The sequence below is a fragment of the Pseudomyxococcus flavus genome, from assembly GCF_050038885.1.
Taxonomy (GTDB): Bacteria; Myxococcota; Myxococcia; order Myxococcales; family Myxococcaceae; genus Myxococcus; species Myxococcus flavus.
The window spans coordinates 9,144,370-9,165,421 of the sequence record NZ_CP143624.1; the positions used below are offsets into that span (position 1 = coordinate 9,144,370).

Annotated in this window: 16 protein-coding genes; 4 read left to right on the forward strand and 12 right to left on the reverse strand. The window is 68.3% G+C overall.

Annotated elements, in window-relative coordinates:
- Positions 1-4: 4 nt before the first annotated feature.
- The 4 genes from VZL07_RS37720 to VZL07_RS37735 all read left to right on the forward strand — a co-directional run bounded on the left by VZL07_RS37720 (position 5) and on the right by VZL07_RS37735 (position 7,825).
- Positions 5-2,290, forward strand: coding sequence for a fimbria/pilus outer membrane usher protein (locus VZL07_RS37720; protein WP_426752814.1), 2,286 nt, complete (start codon positions 5-7; stop codon positions 2,288-2,290).
- A gap of 29 nt (positions 2,291-2,319) precedes the next feature.
- Entirely contained in the window at positions 2,320-2,751 is a 432-nt protein-coding gene (locus VZL07_RS37725) for a Csu type fimbrial protein (RefSeq protein ID WP_426752815.1), read from the forward strand.
- Positions 2,752-3,239: 488 nt separating this feature from the next.
- Positions 3,240-4,700: a sigma-54-dependent transcriptional regulator gene (locus VZL07_RS37730; protein WP_426752816.1), complete on the forward strand. Its 1,461-nt coding sequence runs from the start codon at positions 3,240-3,242 to the stop codon at positions 4,698-4,700.
- Positions 4,701-4,849: 149 nt separating this feature from the next.
- Positions 4,850-7,825 carry a PAS domain S-box protein gene (locus VZL07_RS37735; protein ID WP_426752817.1) on the forward strand — a complete coding sequence of 992 codons (2,976 nt, stop codon included), beginning with the start codon at positions 4,850-4,852 and terminating at the stop codon, positions 7,823-7,825.
- Between the two features lie 1,008 nt (positions 7,826-8,833).
- Here VZL07_RS37735 and VZL07_RS37740 read toward each other — a convergent pair.
- The 12 genes from VZL07_RS37740 to VZL07_RS37795 all read right to left on the reverse strand — a co-directional run bounded on the left by VZL07_RS37740 (position 8,834) and on the right by VZL07_RS37795 (position 20,886).
- The gene (locus VZL07_RS37740; RefSeq protein ID WP_426752818.1) at positions 8,834-9,199 is read right to left on the reverse strand and encodes a low molecular weight phosphatase family protein; all 366 of its coding nucleotides are present in this window, start codon (positions 9,197-9,199) and stop codon (positions 8,834-8,836) included.
- Positions 9,196-9,543, reverse strand: a complete 348-nt coding sequence (locus VZL07_RS37745) for an arsenic resistance protein (protein ID WP_426752819.1) — start codon at positions 9,541-9,543, stop codon at positions 9,196-9,198. The genes VZL07_RS37740 and VZL07_RS37745 overlap by 4 nt, the downstream gene beginning before the upstream one ends.
- A gap of 7 nt (positions 9,544-9,550) precedes the next feature.
- Entirely contained in the window at positions 9,551-10,009 is a 459-nt protein-coding gene (locus VZL07_RS37750; RefSeq protein ID WP_426752820.1) for a YidH family protein, read from the reverse strand.
- 88 nt (positions 10,010-10,097) lie between these two features.
- Positions 10,098-12,539 carry an ADOP family duplicated permease gene (locus VZL07_RS37755; RefSeq protein WP_426752821.1) on the reverse strand — a complete coding sequence of 814 codons (2,442 nt, stop codon included), beginning with the start codon at positions 12,537-12,539 and terminating at the stop codon, positions 10,098-10,100.
- 112 nt (positions 12,540-12,651) lie between these two features.
- Entirely contained in the window at positions 12,652-13,791 is a 1,140-nt protein-coding gene (locus VZL07_RS37760; protein WP_426752822.1) for a cupin-like domain-containing protein, read from the reverse strand.
- A gap of 3 nt (positions 13,792-13,794) precedes the next feature.
- Positions 13,795-14,715 carry an arginase family protein gene (locus VZL07_RS37765; protein WP_426752824.1) on the reverse strand — a complete coding sequence of 307 codons (921 nt, stop codon included), beginning with the start codon at positions 14,713-14,715 and terminating at the stop codon, positions 13,795-13,797.
- Positions 14,715-15,938 carry an arginase family protein gene (locus VZL07_RS37770; RefSeq protein ID WP_426752825.1) on the reverse strand — a complete coding sequence of 408 codons (1,224 nt, stop codon included), beginning with the start codon at positions 15,936-15,938 and terminating at the stop codon, positions 14,715-14,717. The genes VZL07_RS37765 and VZL07_RS37770 overlap by 1 nt, the downstream gene beginning before the upstream one ends.
- Positions 15,938-17,035: a cupin-like domain-containing protein gene (locus VZL07_RS37775; RefSeq protein WP_426752826.1), complete on the reverse strand. Its 1,098-nt coding sequence runs from the start codon at positions 17,033-17,035 to the stop codon at positions 15,938-15,940. The genes VZL07_RS37770 and VZL07_RS37775 overlap by 1 nt, the downstream gene beginning before the upstream one ends.
- Before the next feature lie 96 nt (positions 17,036-17,131).
- The gene (locus VZL07_RS37780) at positions 17,132-17,977 is read right to left on the reverse strand and encodes an arginase family protein (RefSeq protein WP_426752828.1); all 846 of its coding nucleotides are present in this window, start codon (positions 17,975-17,977) and stop codon (positions 17,132-17,134) included.
- A gap of 17 nt (positions 17,978-17,994) precedes the next feature.
- On the reverse strand, positions 17,995-19,296 hold the full coding sequence (locus VZL07_RS37785) for an arginase family protein (RefSeq protein WP_426752830.1): 1,302 nt from the start codon (positions 19,294-19,296) through the stop codon (positions 17,995-17,997).
- A gap of 22 nt (positions 19,297-19,318) precedes the next feature.
- Positions 19,319-20,617, reverse strand: coding sequence for a hypothetical protein (locus VZL07_RS37790; protein ID WP_426752831.1), 1,299 nt, complete (start codon positions 20,615-20,617; stop codon positions 19,319-19,321).
- Positions 20,618-20,742: 125 nt separating this feature from the next.
- Positions 20,743-20,886 carry a hypothetical protein gene (locus VZL07_RS37795; RefSeq protein WP_426752833.1) on the reverse strand — a complete coding sequence of 48 codons (144 nt, stop codon included), beginning with the start codon at positions 20,884-20,886 and terminating at the stop codon, positions 20,743-20,745.
- Between the last annotated feature and the right edge of the window lie 166 nt (positions 20,887-21,052).

Consider the following 21,052-nt stretch of genomic DNA (forward strand, 5'->3'; position numbering starts at 1 on the left):
GGGCGTGGCGCTCGCGCTCTGGCTGGCGGCCTCCAGCGCGGTGGCCGAAGAAGCCGCCTCGATGGAGCGGCTCGTGCTGGCCCTGGAGGTCAACGGCGTGGACCGCGGCGAGGTGTTCCCCGTGCGGCGCGACGGGCTCTTGCTCATCGACACCCGCGAGCTTCTCGACGCCGGCATCCTGGTGGCCATGCTTCCGGGCCGGCGTGAGCAACTGGACGGCCGGACGTACCTCGCCGTGGATGAGGCCGCGCCGGAGCTTCGCTATTCGCTCGATGAGCAAGCGGCGCTCCTGAGGCTCACCGCCTCCCTCGCCGCGTTGCCCATGACCCAGGTCGACCTGCGCGCGGGGACGCGCCCGACCGACCTGGAGATTTCCAGGCCCGCCAGCGCCTTCCTCAACTACGCCGCCCGGCTCCGGGGAACCGAGCTCGCGCTGACCGCCGATGCCGGCTGGAGCCTGCGCGGGCTGCTCCTCACCAGCACCGCGACCTGGGCGCCCGGAGGCGCACCCGTCCGGGGGCTGACCCAGCTCACCCGCGACGAGCCATCGCGGGTCCGCCGCTGGATGGCCGGAGACGCCATCGTCTCCACCGGCCCCCTCGGCGGCGGCGCGGTGCTCACGGGGCTGCACGTCTCGCGCGAGTTCCGCCTGGACCCATATGGTCTCTTCGTCCCGGGCGCCCACGTCACGGACGGAGTCACCACGCCCTCGACCTTGGAGGTCTACGTCAACGACGTGCTGGTGCGCACGCTGGACCTGCCGCCGGGCCCCTTCTCGATGCAGGACCTTCCGCTGACGCGCGGCGCGACGGATGCGCGCTACGTGCTCCGGGACGCCTTCGGCCGCACACGCGAGGTCACCCAGCGCTTCTATCTGGCGTCCGGGCTGCTGGCGCCGGGCATGAGCGACTTCGCGCTGTCCGCGGGCTTTCGCCGGGAGAACCTGGCAACGAAGAGCTTCGACTACGGCCCCCCCGCCCTCCTCGGACGTTACCGGCGAGGTCTCGGTCCTCGGCTCACGGCCGGCGGGCGGTGGGAGGCCGCGCTGGACCGCGTCTCCGCGGGCCCGGAGCTCGCATGCCGGCTCCCCGTGGGCGAGCTGTCGCTGGCGCTGTCCGGAAGCCTCGTGGGCCCGCGCGCGGGCGCGACGGGCCAGTTGCAGTACGCCTATCTGGAGCGGCGGCTCGGCATCGGGCTGTTCGCGCGCGGCACCACGGACCATTACGCGACCGTCAGCCTGGACCCTGAGGATGAGCGCCCGCTCCTGGAGGCCGGCGGCTCGGTGAGCATGGCGCTCGGACGCGCTGGCTCGCTGGGCGTCCAGGCCACGGCTTTGCGCTGGCGGGACCAGGGCGTGAGCTTCCGCGCCACCGCGCTCGGCAGCCTGCAGCTGACGCGTGCGCTCACGCTCTCGCTGTCGGCGAGCCGCGCCGCCGGCATCGCCCGGTCCGCCGCCTGGGAGGGCCTGCTCTCCCTGTCCGTGCTCGTGGGCGAGCGGACCTCCGCGCGGCTCTGGCGCCAGCAGGGCCCGGGCCCCGGAGCCACGGCGATGGACGTGGTGCGGACACCCCCGCTCGGAGGAGGGCTTGGCTACCGCGTGCAGGCTCAGCACGGGCCACGGAGCCAGGGCGATGCGCGGGTCGAGTACGCGGGGGCCATCGGACGGGCCGCGGCGGGCGCCGGATGGCGGGATGGCGTCTTCACACCGCAGGCCGAGTTTTCTGGCGCGCTGGTGGCCATGGATGGCGTGGTGCTGCCCACCCGCAGCGTGGAGCAGGGGTTCGCGCTGGTGCGGGTGCCGGGAGCAGACGGCGTCCGAGTCCTCCTCAACCAGCAGGACATCGGGCGCACCAACACCTCGGGCGCCGTCGTCGTGCCGGGGCTGCTCCCCTATTACGCGAACCGCGTCTCCATCGCACAGGAGGACCTGCCGCCAGGGTTTGACGTCCCCGAGGTGGAGCGGGCCATCGCACCCGTGTTCCGGGGGGGCGCGCTGGTCCGGTTCAATGCCCGACGCTTTCGCGCCGTCCGCGGCTCGGTGGTCATCGACGAGGCCAGCGGAGCAACCGTCCCCTCCTTCGGAGAGCTCTCCGTCGCGCTGGGTGCGCCATCGCGGCAGGAGCGCCGCTCTCCGCTCGGTCGTGATGGCGAGTTCGAGCTGGAGGACCTGGAGCCTGGTTACTACCGGGCGACCGTTCACTCGGAAGCCGGGACGTGCGTGTTCGTCCTCACCGTTCCGTCCCAGGCAGATGGCATCACCGAGGTGGGCCGCCAGAGGTGCCAACGATGAGACATGGAATCCCGCGACTCGGAAGCTGGTTGCTGGCGCTCGCCGCGCTCGGGGCTCCCGCCGCGCACGCCCAGGCGGCCTGCTCGCTCGACGTGGTCGGCTGCAGCTTCGGCGCCTACGACATCTTCAGCATGGCACCGCTGGACTCCACAGGTAGCATCACCGTCTCCTGCGTGGGAATGAATGAGCCACTGACCGTGGTACTCACGCTGGACGCAGGCCGCTCCGGTGATGCTTTGCGCCGCGCCATGTACAACGGTCCCATTGTCCTCGAGTACAATCTCTATCTCGACGCGGCGCGCAGCCAGGTCTGGGGCAATGGCCTGTCCGGGACGTCCAGCAGCCAGGTCATCGTTGACGGCAGTCCGGTGACCATCCCGGTCTTCGGGCGAATCCCCGCCGCGCAGAAGGCGGCCACGGGCGCCTATGCCGACACACTGGTCGTGACCGTCACCTATTGACGGCCCACCTTGGCAACCCATCGCATAGGCCCAAGTGTTTCAGACTGAGGCGGTGCGACGCATTGGTCGCACACTTGCAATGAGAATCCGTCAAACTCCAGTCAAGGCTCTACTCCCGTGGAACAATTCAAGAAGCACGAGATATCACCACGGCGCCGGCTGCGCGTGGTGGATGATGAACGGAACGCGCTCAACACCATCCGCACCATCTCCAAGACTCGGAATGACAATCATCCGAGACGACCTGTAACAACTGCTCTCAAAGAGCATCTATTGCAATCAGAGAGCGCCTCTCTTTACAGGCTGTCATGGAAACAAAACGAGCGACTCCAGACACTCCGCGCCGACCTGGAAGCCTTGCTCCCGCAGCGCACCGAGGCGCTCCGTCACGCCAGGCGGAAGTGGGAGCACACGTTCGCTAGCCCGGCCGGCAAGGGCCCACGCTTTTCCGTCCTCATTCCCGCTCCAACATCGTGCAGGAAGGCACCATGACGCAGTGCAAGCGCGCGAAGATTCTCGTCGTGGACGATGACGCCATCGTCCTCAAGGCCGTGACCGCCATCCTCCAGCGGGAGGGCCACCTGGTCGTCTCCGTCAATGACGCGGTGGAGGGCGTCGCGGCCGCCAAGGACCCCTCCATTGACATCGCGTTGCTGGACCTCAAGATGCCGAACCTCACCGGCATGGACCTGCTGCGCGCCATCAGAGCCGAGCGCCCGGACATGGAGGTCATCATGATGACGGCCTATGCCACCGTGGGCATGGCCGTGGAGGCCGTGAAAGCGGGCGCCTACGACTTCCTCACCAAGCCCTTCGAGAACATCGACGAAGTGAGCCTCGCGGTGGCGAAGGCCGTCGAGCGAAAGACGCTCAAGGACCGCACCCGGGTGCTGGAGGAGGCGCTCACCGCGCGCAGCCAGTTCGAGGACCTCATCGGCCAGTCCCCCCAGATGCGCAGCGTCTTCAAGCTGGCGGAGATGGTGAGCCACTCCACGGCCACGGTGCTCATCCAGGGCGAGAGCGGCACCGGCAAGGAGCTGGTGGCCCGCGCCATCCACTTCCGCAGCCCACGAAAGGACGCGCCGTTCGTCGCGGTCAACTGCTCGGCGCTGTCGGAGACGTTGCTCGAGAGCGAGCTGTTCGGCCACGTGAAGGGCAGCTTCACCGGCGCCACCGGCAACAAGAAAGGGCTCTTCGAAGTCGCGCATGGCGGAACCCTCTTCCTGGACGAGATTGGCGACATCCCACCCGCCACCCAGGTGCGCCTGCTGCGCGTGCTCCAGGAGGGCGAGGTCAAGCGCGTGGGCGCCAACGACCCCATCAAGGTGGACGTGCGGGTCATCACCGCGACGCACGTGGACTTGTCCCGCGCGAAGGAGCAGGGACGGTTCCGCGAGGACCTCTTCTACCGGCTCAACGTCATCGCCATCAATCTTCCGCCGCTGCGTGAGCGCCCGGAGGACGTGCCGCTGCTGGCGCACCACTTCCTCCAGCTGTACTCGGCCAAGATGGGAAAGAAGGTGACAGGGTTCACGCCTGCCGCCATGGAGGCGCTCATCGGCAACCGGTGGCCGGGGAACGTGCGCGAGCTGGCGAACGTCATCGAGCGCGCGCTGGTCCTCACCTTCAACGAGGTGCTGGACCTGGAGGACCTCCCGCCGGGCTTCACCGAGGCCCCCAGGGCCAGCTCGCCCACCGAGGTCACCAGCCTGGCGCACCTGCATTACAACCAGGCGAAGCGCCTGGCGATTCGCGCCTTCGAGCGGCGCTACCTCTCCGCGTTGATGGAGAAATTCGGGAACAACGTCTCCAACGCGGCGCGCGCCGCGGGGTTGGACCGCTCCAACTTCCGCCGGCTCCTCAAGCAGTACGAGGTGGCGGGCCGCACGATGAGAGCCTCCTCCGAGGCACAGACCGACGACGACGACCTATCCACCCACCCCTCCTGACCGGACCTCCGATGGCGCAAGAACCAGAGGAACGCATGACCGCCTCCTGGTGGACGAGCTCCAAGCGGGTGGCCCCAGGCGGCCATCGCCCCAGTGAGCCCAGGCGAGATGGTGAGCCAGGAGCATCCAGCCCACCCCATCGGCGCCCGATGAAAGCCCGTGCCGCCGAGGTCGCCGTCGACGTGCGTCGCGAGCCGCGGCTCTCCATCGGTGACGAGAAAAGGAGCGAGGTCCTCTTCTCCGAGCAACTGCGCAGGGGCCATGTGAGCGTGGACCACCTCTTCGCGGGGTTGCTCTTCGTCCAGTGGATGCTGGCCGTCGCCGCATCAATCCTCCTGTCGACGAACACCTGGATGCGCAGGCTCGCGTGGCCCCTGGACAACGTCCATGGGGCGCTCCTGCTCGGTGCCGTGTTGAGCGGCATCCCCATCGTGCTGGCCCGCCTCCGGCCTGGGTACCCGCTCACGCGGCACGTCATCGCGACCGCCCAGTTGCTCTGGGCCTCGGTGCTGGTGCACGTGAGCGGCGGCCGGCTGGATTCCTACTTCTATGTGACCGGCTCACTGGCCGTGCTCGCCACCTACCGCGACTGGAAGGTGCTGATGACGGCCACGTGCGTGGTCGTCCTGGAGCACATCCTCCGAGGATGGTTCCTGCCCGGCTCCGTCCCCGGCCTGGTGGAGGAAGAGTGGTGGCTCATCCTCGAGCATGTGGGCTGGTTGGCGCTCACGAACCTGTTCCTGGTGGCCAGCATCCAGCGGACGCTCGCGGAGCTGCGCCACACTGCCCGGCGTCAGGCCCAGGTGGAAGCCATTCCCCGCGTCCTGGAGCAGCGCGTGGCCGAGCGCACGGCGCAGTTGGAGGAGGCCCAGAGCCTGGCACACCTGGGGAGCTGGGAGTGGGTCCCGGCAGAAGACAGGATGCACTGGTCCCCCGAGGTCTACCGCATCTGCGGAGTCGACCCGGCGACGTTCAAGCCCTCCATCGATAAGGCCCTTGCCCTCACGCAGCCAAGAGACCGGGAGGCGCTTCGGGAGAACCTCGAGCGGTTGCTCCGCGAGGGCGGCGAGTTCGCGCGCGAGATCCAGCTTGTCCGGCCGGATGGCCAGTGCCGGCACGTGCTCGTGAGAGGAAGGGCTGGACCGGACACCTCGGGGACCGGGGTGCGGCTGGTGGGGACGAACGAAGACATCACCGAGCGGAAGCTCGCCGAGGCCGCCCTGCGCGCCAGCGAAGCGAAGTACCGGCAAATCGTCGAGACCGCGCACGAGGGCATCTGGGTGGTGGACCAGGACGCCCGGACCCTCTTCGTCAACCGCCGGATGGCGGAGATGCTGGGTTACGCGCCGCACGAGATGCTCGGGCGGCCATCGGCCACCTTCCTGACGCCCGACTCGCAGCAGGTCCGCGAGCATCTCTTGAAAGAGCGTTCGCACACGCTCGACGTCAAGCTGCGCCGCAAGGACGGCTCGGAGCTGTGGACGATGATGTCGACCAGCGCGGTGCTCGCGCTGGACGGCAGCTACGCCGGCGCTCTGGCCATGGTGAGCGACATCACCGAGCGAAAGCAGATGGAAGAGCGGCTGCAGAGCAGTGAAGCCCTGCTGAAGAAGGCCCAGGAGCTGGCGCATGCGGGCAGCTGGGACTGGGACCTGACGACGGGGCAGCTCGTGTTCTCCGAGGAGCTCTGTCGGATCTTCGGTCTCGATCCGACGCAAGTTCCGACGACCTATGACGCCTTCGACACCTACGTCCACCCGGAGGACCGGGACACCGTGCGGCGGTGTCTCGACGTGGCGATCGTGAACGCGGCCGGCTGCGCCGTGGAGTTCCGCATCATCCGGCCGGATGGAGCCCTTCGAACCCTGAGCGCGCGGTGCCGGGCGACCTATGACGAATTCGGCCGGTGCAACCGGATGAGTGGCGTGACCCAGGACGTGACGGAGCGGAAGGAGCTGGAGGCCCGGCTGCTGGTCACGGACCGGATGGCATCCCTGGGCACGCTCGCGAGCGGGGTCGCCCACGAAATCAACAATCCCCTGGCCTACGTCACCAGCAACCTCGACTACCTCGCTGGCGAGCTGAGCCGGCTGGAGCGCGCCTACCCGGGTGAGGACTTCCAGGAGCTGGCGCAAGTCGTGAGTGAGACCCGGGAGGGCGCAGCCCGGATCCGGCGCATCGTGAGCGACCTGAAGGCACGGTCCCGCTCCGACACGAACGAGCACGAGCTCATCGATGTGGAGCAGGTCCTCGCCTGGTCCATCAAGATGGCGTGGAACGAGATACGTCACTCCGCGCGGCTGGTGAAGGACTGCGGCGCGGTGGCCCTGGTCGAGGGAGACGGCGCACGCCTGGGGCAGGTCTTCTTGAACCTGCTGATCAACGCGGCCCAGGCCATTCCCAGCGGCCGGGTGGACCAGAACGAGATCCGGCTCAGGACCCGGATGGACGATTCGGGCCAGGTCGTCATCGAGGTCGAGGACACCGGCCCCGGCATTCCTCCCGAGGTTCGCAACCGCATCTTCGACCCCTTCTTCACGACCAAGGCGGTGGGCGTCGGCACGGGCCTGGGGCTGACCATCTGCCACGGCATCATCAAGGGGATGGGCGGGGAGATCACCGTGTCGAGCGAAGTGGGCAAGGGCACCACCTTCCGCGTCGTCCTGCCCGCCGCGGCATCCGCCCCCCGCCCCGATGAACACAAGAAGAAGAAGCTCACGGAGGTGCCCCCCGTCGGACGGCGCAGAATCCTCATCGTGGACGACGATGCGGCCGTGGCCAGCTCGCTGCGCAGGCTGCTTGCCCCCGAGCATGACGTGGAGGTCGCGCTACGAGGTACAGAGGCGCTCCAACGCATGGAGGCCCAGGCGTTCGATGTCATCTTCTGCGACCTCCTCATGCCGGAGATGACGGGGATGGACCTCTTCGACGAGCTCAAGCGAACCGCGCCCGAGTCCGCGAACCGGATGTTCTTCCTGACCGGTGGAGCATTCACCCAGCGCGCACGTGAGTTCCTCGACGAGCACCCCGACCGGTACATGGAGAAGCCCGTGGACATCGAGGCGGTCCGCCGGCTGGTCCAGGAACTGGTATCGCCGAGCTCCGGTACCGCGCCGGAGTGTTGACGCGCCCCCCTGGGCGGCATGCCATGGCACCGCTGGGCCTCGGCCTTCGCCTCATGCTGGGAGGACGCGGCGGGGCGCCCCCTGCAGCCGCTCCGCACGGGCTGTTCGCGCCACGAGGGTGAAGGCCGCGAACGTAGGGCCGCACCGTCCTCGAAGCGCACCATTCGCCACCCCGGGTGTCGACGTGCATGCAGCGCACGCAGCCGCACGGCCCCCGCAATCTGACGTCCCTCCGCCGCGCGCTCGCGCCTCCCCCTGCCGTTCAGCGCTCACGTCGGCCGCCGGGAACGACCTCTGCAACCCGGCATGAGCCGTGGCACCTCGGCGCACCGGTCTCCAGGACATGCGCGTTGCGAGCGCGGGTCTAGTGCTTCCACAGCTTACGGAGGAGGCGTGGCCGCCCTACCACGCTCCTGCGTTGCGCCCTCTCAGGCGAGGGGCCCGGGCGGGCCGCCGCTTCGTCCCGCTCAGGCAGAAAGCCTGGGCTGTCACCGGCGGAGACGTAGTGCGCTTCATCCTGGGCCGAAGCGGGCAGCAGGTCCCTTCCACGGCAGTCCAGCACGACCCGATCTCCTCGCACATCCGTGATGCGCTCGACCTGGCACACGTAGTCCTTGACGCTGAGCCAGCCGCGGCCGACGTGAAGGTGCCCCTGTCCCACTCCGAGCACCCAGCCGACCCGCCTGCCTCGACAGTCAAGCACCGTCATGCCTTCCTCGATCCTTGAAGGGTCCAGCATGGGTGTCGCTCCTTTCCAGATTCCGAGGACCCTCCCCAATCTGGAGCGTCCTGCACACCTCTGCATGGAGGGGCGAGAGTCCGGGGACGCGCTCGCCAGTGCCTCACCGGGGCAAGGACGCCATGACACGGCGGACACAGGTGAAGCCGCCCGGGTTCTGGGCGCCTGCCGGGACGCCGGCAATGTCACTCGGCGCCTGATCCCGGCTTGGCCGAAGCCGCCCGGGTGACGCCGCGAGCCTTCTCATCGCTCGCGAAGTCCCCTTGGCGTCATGTGCAGCCAGATGCACATGGAATCTCGCGCACGCGCTCCACCGGCTTGCCCTTGGGGTCTTCCAGCGGCCAGTCACCACGCATCAACCCCGGCACGTGGGGGCAGGCGTCACCACAGCCCATGGTGACAAGCCACTGAGCCCCCTGGGCCAGCTCGCCCGTGAGGCGCTGGGGCCTGGCGCCCGATAAATCGATTCCCACCTCGGCCATGGCGGACTGCACCTCGGGATGAACACGCCCCCCGGGCTGAGTCCCGGCGGAAACGGCACGCGCCTTGGCCGGGTCCACCAGGGCGTTGAAGAAGGCCGCCGCCATCTGCGAGCGGCCGGCGTTGTGAACGCAGGCGAAGGTGACCGTGTTCATCGTGAGGACTCCGAGGGAGGTAGCGAGGTGCGCTCGAAGCGGCGGGGCAGCACGGCGTCATGGGCTTCGGGGAAGAGCCGGCGCTTGAGCCACAGCGACAGGTAGACTAGCGCGATGAGCGCGGGCACCTCGATGAGCGGCCCGACCACCCCTGCCAGCGCATCCCCCGAGGCCATGCCGAACACGCCCACCGCCACCGCGATGGCCAGCTCGAAGTTGTTGCCGGCCGCCGTGAAGGACAGCGACGCCGTCTCCTCGTAGCTGAAGCCCAGCTTCCGCGAGAGGAAGAAGGCGCTGGTGAACATGACGACGAAGTAGACGACCAACGGAATGGAGATGCTCACCACGTGGTCAGGCCAGCAGGGCGCCGCCCAGCAGGAGCACCAGGACGGCCCCAAGGAGCGCGGCGAAGACGGCGAGCGCGGCGGGGCCCGTGGGAGAGGGGTCCACGGGTTCGCCCCGGGAGAGCGCCCGGTGGTTGCGCAGAAAGCGGTGGACAGCCACGACATTGGCCGCCATGCCAAAAGCCACCATCAGCACACCGGCCACCATGGACGCGGATGCGTGCCCGGCGTCTGGGGCCGTCCCGGACGCGGAGCCGCCAAGCGCCCGGAGGAAGGCGCCAAAGCGCGCCACCACGAAGCCAAAGCCCATCATCGCCAGGCCGGTGCGTATCCATGCCAGCAGCGTGCGCTCCGCAGCCCAGTCATAGCGCGCGTCCCGCGCCGGCCGCATGGCGACCGGAGTGACGGGCGAAGGCCCCTGAGGGGCCGGCGTGCCACGGGGGTCCTGCTCGGCGGGAAGGCTCACCCTCCCATCACACACCCTTCACGCGGTCCACGACAAGCCGGAGAGTCCTTCGCCTCGGGTCTCCGGCTGGGATGGCTGGGGCCGCGGACTATTCGACCCGCAGCGCCTCGATCGGTTCGACTCGCGACGCCCGGAGCGCCGGCACCAGACTGGCCGCGAAACCAGCCAAGGCGAGCACCGCCAGCACCGCCACGATCGCCAGCGGATCGGCCGGGCTGACCCCGAAGAGGAAGCTCCGCACGAGCCGTGAGAAGGCCATCGCGATCACGAGCCCGATCGCCAGTCCCAGACCGATCTGCATGCCCGCGTCGCGAAGCACGCCCCGCAGGATGAGCGACTGCGGCGCCCCCAGCGCGGCGCGCACGCCGAACTCGAACCGGCGCGATGCGACCGCCACCGCCATCACCGCGTACAGCCCGACCGAGGCCAGCAAGAGCGCCAGTCCGGCGAACACGCCCACGAGCAACAGATTCAACCGTTGCTGGCTCGTGGTGGACGCGACGATGGCCTCCATCGGCTGGAGATTGGAGATCGGCTGCAGCGGCGCGACTTCCTGGATCGCGCGCCGCAGCTCCTGCTCGTCCACCCCCGTGGTCGTGGAGCGCAGCTTGACCGCATAGCTGAGCGGTCCGAACTCGCGCAGCAGCGCCCAGATCGGCGGTGGAATCTGCGCCAATGGCGCATAGAGCGTCGGCGGCAGCGGTTCGCCGGGCCCGAACTGGCGCACGTCGCCGACCACGCCGATGACCCGCATCGCGATGTTCGGCCCCTCGTCCATGGGCAGTGTGACGATCTTCCCCAGGGGCTCCCCGCCCAGGTAGTCACGGGCGAAGGCGGCGCTGACCAGGCAGACCAGCTCGCCCGCCGCGTCGTCGCGGTCGTCGAAGCCGCGCCCGGCAAGCACGGGAATGCCGAAGCTCTCGAAGAAGCCCGGGCTGCTGAGCCGGTATTGACCGGTGATGGTGCGCTGGTCCGGGAGAACCATGCTGTAGTTGAGCTGGGAGCCTGTTGGCAGGTTGGTCGATGCGCCGGCGGTCTCGACTCCGGGGAAGCGCTGCAAGCGCTCGAGAATGCGGCGGGTCTGCTCGACGGCGTCGCTCGCTTCGACGTAGCGCTCCTTGACCGGCGCCAGCGTGAACGTGGTGACCGCGCGGCTCTGAAAGCCCATGGGGACGGCCTCGAGCTTCTGCAGGCTGCGCATGAACAGCGCCGCGCCAATCAGCAGCACCACGGCCACGGCGATCTGCGCGATCACCAGCATGCGCCCCAGACGGCCACTCTGCTGGCTCAAACCACTCCGTCCTCCCCCGATCAGCTCGCGCGCCAATTCGCTGCTCTGGCTCCGGAGGATGCCCAGCGTCGCCGCGCCCACCGCCGTCGCCACCCCCGCCGCGAGCGCGAACGCCAGGCTGGAGCCATCCAGCGCGACGGCTTCACCGCGCAGCCACTCGGATGGGACCAGCCCGCCCAGGGTCCGCAGGCCTCCCCACGCCAGTCCCAGGCCGGTGACGGCGCCAACCAGCCCCACCAACGCGCCCTCCGCCAGCGGTGGCAGACACAGGCGGCTCAAGGGGGCGCCCAGCGCGGCGCGAACCGCTCCGTCGTGGCTCTTCGACAGGGCACGCAGCAGCATCAGGCTGGCGAGGTTGATCGCCGCGATCACCAGCACGCATGCGGCCGCTCCCAGGAACAGCCAGATCGCGTCCCCGGAACGGCGCGCGAACACGCTCGTGGCGAGCGGCAGGGCCGTCGGCGGATTTCGCCGCAGATACTCCCGCTGGCGCTCCGTCGCCCCCCCGTGGCTGTCCAGCATGGCCGTCAGCACGACGCGCGTCTCCGCGGCCGCGCCCGCGACGGTGGCGTCGGGCTTGAGCCTCGCCACCACGACCTGGTTCGTGGAAAGGTCACGAGCGGTCAGGTCCGGCTGGAGCGACATGAGGAGGTCGAAGCGGTCCGGCCAAACGAACGCTTCCGGGAGCACGCCGACGACCTCGACGGGCCGGCCCTCGATCTGCAGTGTCCGGCCCACGACCGACGCATCCGAGCCGAAGCGCATCCGCCAGAAGTCGTGGCCGAGAATCACCGCCTCGGGCCCGTTGGGTCGGTCCTCATCGCTGTTGAAGTTGCGCCCGACCACGAGCGGCAGCCCCAGTGTCTCGATGAAGCCGCGATCGGCCCGCAGCGCCGTCACCACCTCGGCCTGGTCGCCGAACGCGACGTTCGTATTGGTCGTCCAGCCCATCAACATTCCGGCTGACTCCACGCTCCGCATCGATTTCAGCAGCGGGTAGTACTGCGGGGCGGCGATGTTGTGGTCCTTCTCGACTTCGATTCCGAGCGTGACAAGCCGCTCCGGGCTCGGGAACGGCAACGGCTTCAGCAGCGCCTGGTGCAGCAGCGAGAACGCGATGGTGACCGTGGCGACGCCCAGCGCGAGCGTTGCGACCGCGAGGATGAAGTATCCAGGGCGGCGCACCAACCCGCGCCAGGACTGGCGCGCCTCTTCGAGCATGATGCCGATCGAGCTCATAGGGCCGACTCTAGCGTCTGCTCCGACGCCACCGCGATGCCTCGTTCATGGAATAGCCCTTCGAGCGCAGCCGTGTCGCCGCCAGTGCGGACCATGCCAGCCTCCTTGCCGCTCATCGCAGATGAAGGGCGTCCCGGCCGCTCACTTGCGTGGCGGCGCGAAGCAGGTCGCCGGCGGCGCAATCGCCCTGCTCCATGCATTGCTCGAGATGGGCGAGATAGAGACGCCGGGTGCGCGCCACCTCGGAATCGTCGTGTTCCTTCAGCGCCGCGCGCAGGACTTCGGCCATGACGCGTCGCCCCAGCGTCACGGGGGAAAGCCGGTCGAAGTCGGCCGGCGGCACTCGCCCGCCGAGCTTCTGCCGCACGGCCTCGGGGCTGGACTTGAGCCGCTTGCCGAACACCTCCGCCCAGCCGGCCGAGACGGCATATGCCGCCAGGTTGCTTTGGTCGACGAAGTCGAAGCTGACCGAGATGGACGTCTCCAGCGTCTGCACATGGTGGGCCCATTGCGTGCCAACGAAGAGCACCTGGCCCACCTCGAGGTCACCGACCCACTTCACCGCCTGGCGCCACGTCGGGAAGTCAGCCTCGTCCGGCCGCTCGGGATCCATGAAGCCCACGTCCGGATTGTGGACGTGGCGGAGATCGCCCGGCGAATACAGCGTCGCACGCTTGCGCCCCTTGAGCTGGGCGATCAGCGCGATGGTCCCGTTGTTGTCGATGTGCAGCGGCGTCAGCGCCCCGGGCAGGCTGACCAGCAACCAGAAGTGGTTGAACAGGGAGTAGTAGTAGGGCAGCGCGTGGTTCCAGGGCCGCAGCGGCGCCGGGACCAGCGGCTCAACTTCGGCGAAGACCGGGTCGTCGGCCTTGTGGACGATTCTCAGCGTGCCGCAGTACAGCGGCAGCTCCTGCGCGAGAAACTGCTCGTAGTCGCCTTCCATCCAGCGCCCGTCGTAGAGCTCCCGTGCCCGCTCAGGATGGCGGATGTACTCCAGGTAGCGGCTGAATTCGGTCTCGACGCTGACCAGGCTCGACTTGCGATTGGTGATGAAGTTCGGAGCCTTCGCGAAGGCCGTGAGCTGCCCGAAGCGCTCCTGGAGGTACTCCAGGCGCTGCCAGTTCGCATAGCCCGGCCATGCCTCGATGTAGCCCTGGACGATCCACGGGTTGTCATGGAGCAGTCCAGGATTGCGCTCCGCCAGACGACGGAACTCCTCGCTGGACACCACCGGTATCTGCTTGGTCTGCATGGCTCAGTCTTCTCTGGAAGGAGGGAACGGGGTGCGGAGCGCCGCGTCTCCGGACGCGAGGATGGGCACGATTGCGGCGAGCAGCCTCGCTGCGAGCACACTGGTGACGTCCCGATGGTCGAGCAGCGGATTGACCTCCATGACGTCGAAGCCCACGACGCGGCGCCGGGACGCGATGAGGCCGGCCATCTTCTCGACCAGCTCCCCGCTCAATCCCCCCGGCACCGGATGGCCGGTCCCCGGCGCCAGGCGCGGATCGATGGCATCGACGTCGACCGAGATGTAGACCGGCTCGCCTTCGGGTAGCAGGTCCGGCACACTCTCCGGCGGCGTGCTGAGCGCGGCGTTCGCCGGCATCACGATCATCTTGTCGGAGCGGGTGCTCTCGTCGAAATAGGTGATGCCCCGGTGGCCGATCTGCAGGATCCGGCCGACGTGCCCCAGACCCGCGATCCGCCGCAGGACCTGCTTGTGGTCGTGCCAGCGCCCACCCGGCCAGGCACAGAAATCGGTGTGCGCGTCGAACCAGACGATGTTGAGGGTTTGATGGCACCTCAGCGCGGCGACCGCCGCGTACGAGACCGAGTGATCGCCGCCGAGCACGATGGGAATCGCGCCGTCCTCGACGAGCGGCTCGATGGCCTGCTGCGCCCTGACCAGCACATCGGCCCAGTCATAGCCGTGCACGCCCTCCACATCGCCTCGATCGACGCCAGCGACCTCCAGCCGAAGACTCTGGCTGGCGCGCCGAATCGCATCCGGACCGAAGCGCGCGCCGGAAGCGGCGCCGTTCCCGCAGTCGCTCGGAACGCCGATCACCTCGATGCGGGCGCGCGGCGAGCGCTCCTCCGTGCGCGGCCAGCCGAACAGTGACAGGGACGCGTCGTCGCCGGCGCTCGTCGTCGCCTCATGCCTCCATTCCATTATCGATCCTTTGCCGCGCTCAGGGCGGTCAAGAGCACATGCAGCGCCGTCATCGAGGTGACGCCCCAGCAGCGCGCCATCGGGATGCAGCCGCCCAGGTCCATGCCGACGATCTGACACTGGGCGCCGATCAACCCCAGCAGCCTGTGCAGCTCGGCGTACGCGAAGCGCTCGCTCGGCGCGACGCCGTCGTCGCTCCCTCCTGGTGGTTCCAGCGAGCGGATGTCCACGCTTACATACACATGCCGGCAGTCCGACAGACAGCGCGCCAGCGCAGCCTCCCCTCCCGCCTCTCTCAGCGCCGGAGCGGAGAGGACGGAGAAGCCGGCCAGGTCCTGGTCCGCCGCTTCGGCGGCACCCAGGTGCACATAGCGGGTCACGCCAGCGAGGCCGAGCGTGTGCGCCGGCAACGTGGACGGCGAGACAAATGACGGATGGACGGGACCACGGCCGCGCGCGTCGACCGCGATCCTCACGACCGCAATCGATTGCCGCGCCTGGAGCCAGTGGATGGCCGGATAGGCGATGGATGCGTCGCCGCCGAGAAGCACGGGCAGGCTGTCGGCTCCCATCACCTTGCCCAGCACCTCTTCGACGCGGGCGAACACTGCCGCCTGCTCCTCACCACGTTGCACGAACACGTCGCCGCAGTCGGCGATGGTCACTCCGCGCAGGATCGGGCGTCGGCGGTCCGTGTCGTACCAGCCCAGCGGCCTGCCGTTCTGGCGGTCCACGTCGTAGAGGATCTGCAGCGACGCATCCCGGAGCGCGGCGGGCCCGGCGCGGGCGCCGGCGGCCGAGCGGTCGCTGAGGTCGTAGGCCACGCCAAGGACAACGACATCCGAGCGCGAGGTCTCCAGCTTCTGCGCAGGCGCGTCGAAGATGCGCACGGGCGCGTCCGTGAGCAGCCTTCGGCTCGACACGGTGGCGTTCTCGCCGACCAGGAACCCCTTCGCGCGCAGGCGCTCGAGCGCCGTAGCCGCCTTGGCGCCGTACCGCACGTCGTCGACGATGACCCGCATGCTGCGAGGCGTCTCGAACTCGAGGAGGAGTCCGTACAGCGCCCTGGGAATGCGGATCCGGGTCCCATCCGACTGCAGAAAGATGGTCGCGGCGCTGGCGTCGAGCTGTTCGACCCGCATCGCGGGCGAGACGACCAGCCGCACGTCCTCCGAGGCGGCAGGCGCCTCGGCCGGAACCGCCGAAGGTTGCGAGTCAGCCATCACACCGCTCCACGCGCTGCCGTCTCGAGCGCCGACGGCGCGCTCTCCTCGAGCGCCGCCAGCAGCTCGCGCTTGACGTGCGCCGAGCGCTCCGACAGCGGCGTGGCCAGCGCGCTCCGCAGGATGCAGATCATCAGCTCTCGCCCGAGCTCCGGGCAGCTTGCGTCCGTCAGCGCTTCATGGACGCGGCGATCCGGAACCCGGGAGCGAATCAGCTCCGCGTTCTTTCTCGCGAACCGGCCGAGCTCGTCTCTCCAGTCGACCGACTTCGCGTACTCGCGCAGGTTGAGGGCGTTGACGAAGTCGAAACTGACGGTGGTCGAGTCCGAAAGCGTGACGACGTGATGCGCCCAGTTCGGTCCCCAGATGAGCAGCTCGCCCGGATTGAGCAACCCGGTCCATGGGCGGGCCTTCCGCCAGGTCGGGAATTCGTCTTCATTCGGGGCCAGTGGATCCAGATAGCCCACGGCGGGGTTGTAGAAGTGGGGCTTGTCCTCGGGGCTATAGAGAATGGCCCGCTTCTGTCCCCGCAGTTGCGCCAGGTAGGCGATGACCGCGTTGTTGTCCTGGTGCAGCGGCGTGAGCGCGCCTTTCAGGCTCACGTACAGCCAGACGTGGTTGCCCGACTGGTAATAGTAGGGAATCTCGTTGTTGAAGTGCTCCAGCGGCTCCGGAAGGACCGGAGCGATCTGCGAGAAGACTTCCTCCCGGGCGTGACGGACCAGCCGGAGGTTTCCGCAATACAGGGGCAGGCCGAGCTCACGCAGCAACTGCGCGCTGCCTTTCGACCATTTCCCATCGAAGAGCGCGTCGACGCGCTCCGGGGCCTTGACGTACTCCAGATAGGTGCCGAAGTCGGTCATGACCTGACACATCTTCGACTGCTTGTGGGTCACGAACTGCGGAGCGCCGGCCGTCACGGGCAGGTGCCCGAACGCCGCGCTGAGCGCGTCCAGCTCGACCCACTGCTTGCTGGCGATCCACTTGTCGGTGAATCCCCTCACCACGCAGGGCTGTCTCGTGAGCACGTCCGGCGACTCCGCCAGCAGTTGCCGGAACCCTTCGAGGTCATACGCGGGAATCGGTGTGGCTTTCATTCGGCTGTTCCTTGTGCCTGACGCTGGTGATGGGAAGTGAACCTGGCTCGCACGCTCCTGGCGGAGCGCGGCATCGTCTTCATGCGGATGCACCAGCTAGCGGGCTCCCCGGAGCTGGGCATCCCAGTGGTCCGCGGCTTCTCGAATGAGTTCTGCTGCGATGGTGCTCGTCGAGTCCTCGACGTCGAGCGTCGGGTTGACCTCGACCATGTCGAGGCCCGCGAGCCTGCGGTTCCGCACCAGCGTTCTCAGTATCTGGCGCACGCGCAGCGGGTGCAGGCCGTCCAACACCGGGGCGCCGGTACCGGGCGCGAGGAACGGGTCGACAGCGTCGATGTCGATCGAGACGTAGCACGGCAGCTCCTCCGGTACGAGCGCCAGCAGCTCGGCGTCGGTCAGGCCCCGCGCGCGCGCCGACGTGACCACAACGGCGCTATCGCCCAGCGAGCGCTCGTCGCCCACCGTGATTCCCCGGTAGCCGATCTGCACGATTCTGCGCACGCCGCGCAGCTTCGACAGCCTGCGCAGCACCTGCTTGTGGTCGTGGAACGCCGTGTCTGACCAGGGGCTGAAGTCCGTGTGCGCGTCGATCCAGACCAGACACAGGTCTCCGGCGGCCTGCAGCACCGAAACGGGCGCGTAGCTGATCGAATGATCGCCGCCGAGGAACAAGGGGCACAGATGGCGGTCCCGGAGCTCCCTCGTTGTCTCCGCCAGCCGCTCCAGGTACCGGGCGAGATTCGCCAGCCCGTCCACGTCGCCCCAATCGCAGCCCGCGACACGGGGGCGGGGCAAGCGCCGGCTCGCCTCGCGTATCGCCGCGGGGCCCTTCGCCGCGCCACGAGCAATCGGGTTGCCGAGGTCCGTCGGCGCGCCCACGACGCAGAGCATGCCCGGCTCGGCAGGTGCCCGCTCCCGGTCCGGCCAGTCGAACAGCGACATTCGCGGAAGCGCCCCGTTCATCGCGCGGCCTCACTGCGCTGTCGGGAGGCCTCCATGGCTGTCAGCGCGAGGTCGCAGGCTGCCGCGGCGGAGAGGTGTGCGTACCTCGACCGCATGTCCAGGCCGACGAGATCGATGCCGACGATCCGATGCATCCGCCCCAGCGCCGAGATCACGCTCCTGAGCTCGGGTAGGGAAAGCCCGGCCGAGGAGCCGTGTTCGTCCGTTCTCATGTACTCCGGCTTCGTGAGCCCGAGGTCGATCGAAAGATGGACGGCGGAGGTCCCGTCCCAGTCGCGGGCCAGGGTTTCCAAGCCCGCCTGGCGAAGCGTCGGCACGTCGTACAGCACCGCGCGGTCCGCCGGGCTTGCGGGGGGCGCCTCCGGCCCGCCCACGCTCACGAAACGCTCAATCCCATCGAGTTGCAGGAGGCGAGCCGCGACTTCATCCGTCCCGATGACCTCGGACGCCGACGAAGGGCTCGCCACCGGCCTGGCCGAGAGCTGGACGACAGTCAGCGAACCGCGGCGCCGGAGCGCGGCGGCGACGGCGTACGTCACCGAACTGTCCCCACCGAGAACGACCGGCACCGTTCCCTCGCCGAACGCTTCGAGGGCCGAGGCAATCCTTCCGAACAGGTCCGCCTGGTCTTCTCCGTATTCGACGTAGACGTCGCCGGCATCGGCCAGTGTGGCGCCCCGCAGGATCCAGGTTTTCCGGTTCGCATCGAACCAGCCTTTCGACCGACCGTCCTCAATGCGTATCCGGTAGAGGTAATCGAGCGACTTCTGCCGGATCGCCGACGGCGCCCCCCGGCAGTCATCGGCGCCCGCCAAATCGTAGGGCACGCCCAGGACCACGAAGTCGTCGGCCGCGGAGGCCGCGTTGTAGGCTGGCGCGCTGCAGAATCTGTAAGGCACCGCCGTGCGCAGCCGGAGCGCGCGGCCCGCGCGCGGAGCGTCCGCGTCCAGGAGCATCCCCTTCTCCAGCAGCTTCGCGATTTGCGCGCGAGCGCCGGCCACGGCCCCGGGAGGCACGACCTCGTCCAATCGGCGCGGCTTCACGAACGCCTTCAGGAAGCGGTAGGCGGCGATGGACAGCTTCATGCGCGCCGCCGTGGCCGTATTGGCGACCGTGACGTGGGTTTCGTCCTGGCTCTCCACGATCAGATCGTCTGACAGCACCAGACGGATCGCGGACGGCTCGCCCTGCTCCACCGGGTCCAGGGGCGCGCCGCCGACAAGCGGACCCTGCCCTCGGCATGCGGCGGGCGCGTCGGGAGACACGGGCGCGGCGAGCGGGGAATCCGGGTTGCGCATGTTCAGTCTCGGCCCAGTTCGCTCAGGCCCCGCTGCGCAGGACCTGGGCCCGGAACGCCCTGAGCTTGCCGAGCAGATTGACCGCGCTTCTCGCCAGGCTCCACAGCGTGACGGCCGCGCCCGCGAGCATCAGCGTTCGCCAGAAGACCTCCAGGAAGGTTTTGAGCAGCTCGAGCAACGGCGCTCCGCCACCAGCCGCCTGGACGAAATCACGCAACAGCGCGGGATACTCCTTGGCGATGCTCAGAACCACGAACTGGAAGATCACCTTCAGGATGTAGACGAGGAATAGCGAGCCCAGCGCCGTATAAATCCCGAGCGCCCACTGTGCCTTGCGGCTCAGGTCGATCTTCGGCCCCGGCTCCTGGGCTCCGAAGAGCTTGCCTCCGATGTGCTGCAGCCACAGCATCTGCTGCTTGCGAAGATTCACGATGCCGAAGAAGTCGCTCATCAACCAGTATCCGTCCATGCGGAGGAACGGGTTGAAGGTCGTCACAATCGAGAGGTCGATGATGACGAAGGCGAGGAGGAATACGAGTTCCCCAGTCTTCAGGTACAGCGCGAGGGTCAGCAGCAGGAAGAACGACTCGAAGTAGACGCCGCCGATGTCCACGACCGCGCGCTGTCGACGTGGGAGCTTCCAGGCCTCCGACACGTTCGTCCAGAGGACCGTATAGATGATGTACACGCCCCATCCGATGGTCATCCTCCGGCAGCCGTAGTAGGCGGCGGCGCTGGCATGCCCGAACTCGTGACAGAGGGTTCCCAGGGTGGAAAGCAGCATCACCGCCAGGATTCCGGCGGCGTCGAGCTGGTTGAAGTCGACGCGCTGCTCCGTGAGCAGCACGCCATACACATAGGCGTGTGAGAGCACGGCCAGAATCAGGCCAAGCACCATCGCCGGAGTCTTGAACATGAACCCCAGGCGCCGCGCTATCGGCTCGACGACATGCGGAGGGATGATCGGAAGCTTGATGAACAGGAACGCGCGCTTGGGCTGCGAGCTGACGCCCGCACGTGCGGGATCCTGGTCCGGGTGAATGAGAATCCCCTTGGGGATCAGGGATTTTTCGACCAGGCGCCGGAGCCAATCCCGCTCGAAGGTCCCCGCCCCGCGCTGCAGGAACGCGTCGATGGCTTCGTCGATGGTACGGACACCGTCGAACTCCCGCACCAGTTCCATGTAGGCCACAGGCAGGGCGAAGCGGACCGCCTCATCTCCATTGGGGACAGCGCACATGACCATCGGCTTCGTCGCATCCGAGTCGAAACTGGATACCTCGAGCAGGGGATTGGCCAGCGGCCGGGCATGTTCGGTCATGGTCCGCGCTTCCTGAACTTGCCTTCCAGGAAAATCCTTCGGGCGCTTCGATCGATCCGCAGCCGGATCGGGCGAAAGCCCGATCCGGCCTTGGAACAATCGGCATGCGCCGACAGTTGAACCGCTTACTCCGCGGCGCGCTCAACCTGCGCGTCGCAGCGGCCGTTGCAGCGGCCGGCCAGCTCAAGGCGGTCCTCAAGCTCGATGATCTCGAACTCGTCGATCAGGAGGCTCTCGTTCTTCTCGCCCTTCGCCATGTCGTTGTTCATGCGCTTGTCCTTTTCGAAGATGCACTTCGTTTGTTACTGCATTACCAAGCCCCGTGCATCGGAGGGTGGTAACTCCTGTTCACCGATGGAGGACGGAGGGCCGCGCTCCGCTCGGCTTCAAATCGTGTTCAGCGGGTTGCTCGGGCGCGTTTGAAAGAGCGCGCCC